Origin of the sequence: Vibrio sp. V39_P1S14PM300, assembly GCF_009904765.1 — a bacterium.
Lineage (GTDB): Bacteria > Pseudomonadota > Gammaproteobacteria > Enterobacterales > Vibrionaceae > Vibrio > Vibrio proteolyticus.
Genome location: NZ_WXWP01000035.1, coordinates 1 through 5672, shown reverse-complemented (window position 1 = coordinate 5672; position 5672 = coordinate 1). Strand labels below are relative to the sequence as shown.

Here is a 5672-nt window from a genome sequence, read left to right as displayed (position 1 = left end):
GTGAGGGATTTATGAAATATTTAGCAACGGCATTGCTGGTCGCTTTATTTGCGGTTCCTGCCAGTGTTAGCGCGTCCAATAGCGCAGGGAAAGTATTCGGCGCCGGTATTGATTGCACGTTTAACGACGGTTCTGTCAAGCAGTTACCACGCGCGTTGTGCAAAGCCTATGGTGGCAGCCACAAATAGCACCAGAGCGCGGCACCAAGTGTCGCGCTGCCCATCAAGGGTGGAAATCGAAGTCCATGCCGATAAACGCCTGCCATCCTCGCTCCCATTCGGCTCTAAGCATGGTTTTATTCTCGGCACCAGCACACTGGCCGATATACCGAACTCCAGCCCGGCCTTTATCAAACGCTTTGAACGGATCACAGTAAACTGCTTTCCCTTCCTGGTATCCCTGACGATAATCTGTTTCAATAAATGAACGTTTGGTTTGCGCTTGTTGGATCTCTGTGAGTGCCTGACTCTGATAGGCATACCCATTCGATCCCAAGCGATAACCTTGCTTATACCAAAACTCATCGTCGGATTGCGGTGCTGTACTGCACCCTGCGGTGAACAACAGTGCGATTAAAACTGTATTGCGCATGACCATTCGAGCCTCCAAATAAAAAATGGGCAGATAAAACATCTGCCCATTTATATGTCACTGTATACGAATTATTTCACTGTGAACGGGATGGTTAACATCAGTTTGAAGTCCGTCTCGTCCTGGAACAAGTTGGTGTAACCTGCCCAGCTAGGTGCATCAGTATCGTTAAAGTATTCAGTGTAGTAGAAGCTGATGTTGGCGTCTTTCAGCGCTCCGCCCTGAATCGCGTAGTTCGCAAACAGGCTGTATGCGTACTCTTTCAGATCATCGTAGCCTTGCGCTTCTGAGCCAAAGCCGTAAGCACCGTTGATACCCGCACTGAAACCTGTCGCGCCGATGTCAGAGAAGTCACGACTTGCAGACAAGAAGAACGCCAGCTCTTCATCGTGGTTGTAGTCTGAACGGTTGTTCCACCAGATCTCGTAAGCACCGTTTGAACCGCCGTACTGGCTGGTCAGACGGTAAGCCAGGTTACCGGACAACGCATCGTCTTTAGCTTCAGCTGACGTATAGGTGGCTTCAGCACGGTAAGAGTATTGACCTGAAGAGAAGCTGGACAGGAACGCCAGTTGGTAAGCCGTGCTATCGTATTGCTCATCGTCATCCACCACGTACAACTGAGGAGACCAGTACAAACCGCCCTCTGTAGTACCTTTCACTTTGAAGTGCGCGTTCACGCGGTCGCCGTCAGACAGGGCGCCGTAGGCAGCGTCAAACGAAATCCCGTTGCTCAAGGTGTAACGAGCACCGATCGAGTAAGCGGTACCCGCGTCGTCGCCGTCAGTAGTCTGGAAATCATAAGTTTCTTTAAACCAAGGTGCTTTGTACTCGTCGGCAACAACCAGGCCCACAGCCAGGTTACCGAACGTGCCACCGAGTTCACCACCACGATACGTGCCTGGCGCAAATGACCAGTTCACACCCAACGTGCTCGGAACAGAAGGCTGGAAGTAACCCAGTTTGGCTGTGACTGCATCACCAAACTTAAACTTCAGCGCTGCGGTCGCAAAAGACACCCCATTGTCGGTACAATCAGCATCCCAAGTACCCGTACACTTACTGTCATCCGGCACTTTATCGTACGGGTTATTTACACCCCAGAAGTTCATCTCATGGTCAGGACCGCCGTCTTGCCACATATCGAATGTGCTGTAGATCACCGCATCCAGACCCACGACGTCAGCGACATAACCTGAATTGAAACCCAGATTGGCAAACACCGAACCGTGGTCCAGGTTGGTCACCTTTTTGGTGTCGTTTCCGTTTGCATCGGTACCGGCACGGTCACGAGCGCGCATGAAAAAGTTCAGGTTACCGCTGACGGTCGATTCTGAGAAAAACTCAGACACTTCGCTCGCGTATTCTGGACCTACTGGATCTTCTGCCACCGCAGGTGCTGCTGCCATTGCACTCAGCATTGCAGCAGTGACAGCTGAAACTTTAAAAAATTTGTCCATGGAAAACTCCTAAAAATGGCTATAGCTGTTTTTGTTTCTCACCTTAAGTTGGCCGCCGAAGGGAGAACGCATTTCCTTTTTTCGAAAATCGTTATTCGTCATGAAAATTGATTTTCTTATTTCCTGCATACACGTTGTGTATCCATGCGTTAAGACTAACTTCGCAACAAAAAACATCAACGAGAACTTAATTTCTATCTAAAAAAATATGAGCCGCTACAAATTTTTATCAAGTTAGTGATCAAGATCTTATTTAACTCTGGAACTTCCTATAAATAAAAATATATCCATAACAAACAACAACTTAAAAAAGTTAATATTAATACTAATAGTGAAGTGCGTCGCATACTTATTACGCTAAAGGTGAGGATTCAGAGGAGTTTGAGGAGGATCACAGCAAAAAACACTGTTTACAGCAGGGTCATTTTTTATGAGAAATAAAAAGCCCCGAGAATCACTCTCAGGGCGTTTCGCTATTGCGTGAGGCAAACCGCTAGATAAGATCAAGTAAATCCTGTTCTGTTTTGATCTCAATACCTAAATCTTGTGCTTTCGCCAATTTTGATCCGGCATTTTCGCCGGCAAACAGCACGTCGGTATTCTTTGAAACGCTGCCCGTCACCTTTGCGCCAAGAGCTTGCAGGGCGGCTTTGGCGTCAGAGCGAGAGAGCTGAGTCAGTGTCCCCGTCAGCACCACGGTTTTACCAGCCAGCGGCTGAGGTGTCGATTCATCCGGTGCAGCGACTTGAGGCCAATGGATACCCATTTCAAGCAGTTCCCGAATCACCGCTTGGTTGTTCTCTTCCGCGAAAAAAGCCGTGATATGGCTGGCGACGATCGCACCGATGTCTGGCACCTCAACCAACGCCTCGTGACTTGCTTCCTGAATTTTTTCCAGTGTTTTGAAATGCATGGCCAGATTCGCAGCCGTCGCTTCACCCACTTCGCGGATCCCCAGTGAGTACAAGAATCGCGGTAACGTCGTCTCTTTTGCCTGCTTTAGGGCATCCACAACATTTTGTGCGGATTTAGGCCCCATGCGATCCAGTACCGTCAATACTCCGGCTGACAACTTAAACAAATCTGCCGGGGTGTGAACCATTTCACGATCCACCAGTTGTTCAATGACTTTTTCACCTAACCCATCCACGTCCAGCGCTTTACGTGACACAAAGTGCTTCAATGCTTCTTTACGCTGGGCCTGACACACCAGTCCTCCAGTGCATCGCGCCACCGCTTCGCCTTCCACTCGTTCCACTTCCGACTGACATACCGGACAATGGGTAGGAAAGTGTATGTCTCTGGCGTCGTCTGGGCGACGCTCAAGCACCACCGAAACAACCTGTGGAATCACATCGCCGGCGCGACGGATCACCACACTGTCACCGATTTTAACCCCTAGGCGGGCGATTTCATCGCCATTGTGTAACGTCGCGTTGCTGACCGTCACGCCACCGACAAACACCGGTTCCAGTTTGGCCACCGGGGTAACGGCTCCGGTTCGCCCAACCTGAAACTCGACGTCTTTAAGCAGAGTGATCTCTTCCTGAGCTGGAAACTTATACGCGATCGCCCAGCGCGGTGCGCGGGCAACAAACCCTAACTGCTCCTGAATGTCGATATCATCGACCTTAATCACGACACCATCTATCTCGTACGCAAGTTGATCACGACGCTGCAAAATATCCTGATAATAAGCTTTTACGGCCGTCAAAGAACTCACCTGACGGGTTTCCGGGCACATAGGTAATCCCCAGCCCTTCAGCTGCAGGAAGCGTTGGTAGTGACTGTCCGACAGGTCCGCACCTTCAACCACGCCAACACTGTAAGCATAAAAGTTCAGTGGACGTTTGGCCGTAATCCTTGAGTCGAGCTGCCTCAGGCTTCCCGCCGCCGCATTGCGCGGATTCACAAACGCCTTTTCGCCTTTTTTCAGCGCATCTTCATTAAGTTTGTCAAAACCGGCTTTGGGCATAAACACTTCGCCACGCACTTCAATCCGTGTTGGCCACCCTTGTCCATTCAAGCGTAATGGAATCGCTTTGATGGTGCGGACATTTTCTGTGATGTTCTCGCCCGTGGTACCGTCGCCACGCGTAGCAGCCTGTACCAGCACGCCATTTTCATACAGCAGACTCACTGCGAGACCATCGAGTTTCGGCTCACAGCAGAACGTTTTCACTTCCCCGCCAGACAAACGGTCATTCATCCGCTTGTAAAAACTGTCAATTTCCTCGTCATCAAACGCATTGTCGAGCGAGAGCATCGGAATTTCATGGGTCACGGGTTTGAAACCGTCAAGCGGCATCCCACCAACACGCTGACTTGGCGAATCGACCGTCACCCACTCCGGATGTTCCGCTTCGATATCCAGCAATTCACGCATCAGACGATCGTATTCGGCATCCGGGATCTCCGGGCTGTCTTCCACGTAGTAGCGCACCGCATGGTAATGCAGAGTATTTTTAAGTTCTTCCAGTCGTTCTTGTAGAGAATGAGACATATCAGGGCTCTCATGTGGTGTAGCATTAAAAAAGGCTCCGGGATGGAGCCTTAGGCTAATGATTTTATAACAAATCAGGCCGATTGTGCGGCTTTAAAATCCTGGATTTGCTTGCGGTACGTATCCAGACGAGTTGGTGTCATCAGATTGCGATGATCATCCAGCACGTTACCGCCCATATCATCGGCGATCTGTTGTGCGGTTTTCAGCATCAGTTTGAAGTTCTGATCCGCTTCACCGAAACACGGTAGAGTCATAAAGAAGGAAATCCCTTTGGTGGTAAAATCTGCCGGGTCATCGTGTTGCAGCGTTCCCGGTTGCATCATGTTGGCCACGCTGAACAAAATCTTACCGGTACCCGATAAGTCGGCATGGCGGTGGAAGATGTCCATCTCACCATACAGCAGACCATTTTGCTGCATGCTGTCAAACAGCTTAGTGCCGACAAACGGCTCTTCACCGGCACAGTGTACGTTAAGTACGATCACTTGCATTTCGGGCTCAGGCTTAGGTTCCGGCTCGGTTGGAGCCGCGGCGGTAACCATCGCTTCTTGCGCAGGTTGCTCTTCGACAATTTCGCTGAATGCGTCGGCAAACGGAGCCGGTTGCTTATCGAGCTCCTCATCCAGATCTTTAAAAGCTTTGATTGACGGCAAATCGTCTTCGCTGTTTTCACGATCACTAACGGTCGGCTCAGCAGGCGCCTGATAAGAGCCGGGCTCTGAGGTTGCCGTGCTCACGGCAGCGTCATGGTATCCGTCAATCAATGGATCAGCAGCGGCGGGTTCTACCGAGAAATTCGCAGAGTGCTTGTCCTTGCGGATAATTTCGTAATCATCTTCCGGTGCAAAAGCGCGCTCTTGTGCCTCCGGGGTATCCTCTTCGTCGTGTTCGACATCGATTCTGCCAAGTGGTTTGTCCGCAAATTTGGCTTTGCCCTCTTTCTTACTTGTCCAAAGTCCATGAAATAGCAGCGCAGCAATAGCTAAAGCGCCAACAATAATGAGTACGAATCGCAATTCCTGCATTTTACACTCTCGGTTTCTCGATGTTATTTGGCGTCGATCGCGTGGTCATCGAACGCTTCACCAAGTTTGATGTCAATAGTATTCAGGTTA

Annotated in this window: 5 protein-coding genes; 1 reads left to right on the top strand and 4 read right to left on the bottom strand. The window is 50.1% G+C overall.

Annotated features, from left to right (window positions below):
* A partial coding sequence (locus CAG65_RS22010; RefSeq protein WP_237668719.1) for a hypothetical protein occupies positions 1–188 on the top strand: 188 nt, incomplete at its 5' end.
* Positions 189–222: 34 nt separating this feature from the next.
* Here CAG65_RS22010 and CAG65_RS01970 read toward each other — a convergent pair.
* The 4 genes from CAG65_RS01970 to zipA all read right to left on the bottom strand — a co-directional run bounded on the left by CAG65_RS01970 (position 223) and on the right by zipA (position 5582).
* Entirely contained in the window at positions 223–591 is a 369-nt protein-coding gene (locus CAG65_RS01970; RefSeq protein ID WP_161451818.1) for a DUF2799 domain-containing protein, read from the bottom strand.
* 71 nt (positions 592–662) lie between these two features.
* Positions 663–2051 (bottom strand): multidrug transporter, encoded by a 1389-nt coding sequence (locus CAG65_RS01965; RefSeq protein WP_161451816.1) that lies wholly within the window; start codon positions 2049–2051, stop codon positions 663–665.
* A gap of 493 nt (positions 2052–2544) precedes the next feature.
* Complete coding sequence (gene ligA / locus CAG65_RS01960) at positions 2545–4554, bottom strand: NAD-dependent DNA ligase LigA (RefSeq protein WP_161451814.1); 2010 nt, start codon at positions 4552–4554, stop codon at positions 2545–2547.
* Positions 4555–4628: 74 nt separating this feature from the next.
* Entirely contained in the window at positions 4629–5582 is a 954-nt protein-coding gene (gene zipA / locus CAG65_RS01955; protein WP_161451812.1) for a cell division protein ZipA, read from the bottom strand.
* Positions 5583–5672 lie beyond the last annotated feature (90 nt).

What these genes read in the sequence shown, in the direction of transcription:
- CAG65_RS01970 (WP_161451818.1), bottom strand. Translation starts at nt 591, where the DNA reads ATGCGCAATACAGTTTTAATCGCACTGTTGTTCACCGCAGGGTGCAGT.
- CAG65_RS01965 (WP_161451816.1), bottom strand. Translation starts at nt 2,051, where the DNA reads ATGGACAAATTTTTTAAAGTTTCAGCTGTCACTGCTGCAATGCTGAGT.
- ligA (WP_161451814.1), bottom strand. Translation starts at nt 4,554, where the DNA reads ATGTCTCATTCTCTACAAGAACGACTGGAAGAACTTAAAAATACTCTG.
- zipA (WP_161451812.1), bottom strand. Translation starts at nt 5,582, where the DNA reads ATGCAGGAATTGCGATTCGTACTCATTATTGTTGGCGCTTTAGCTATT.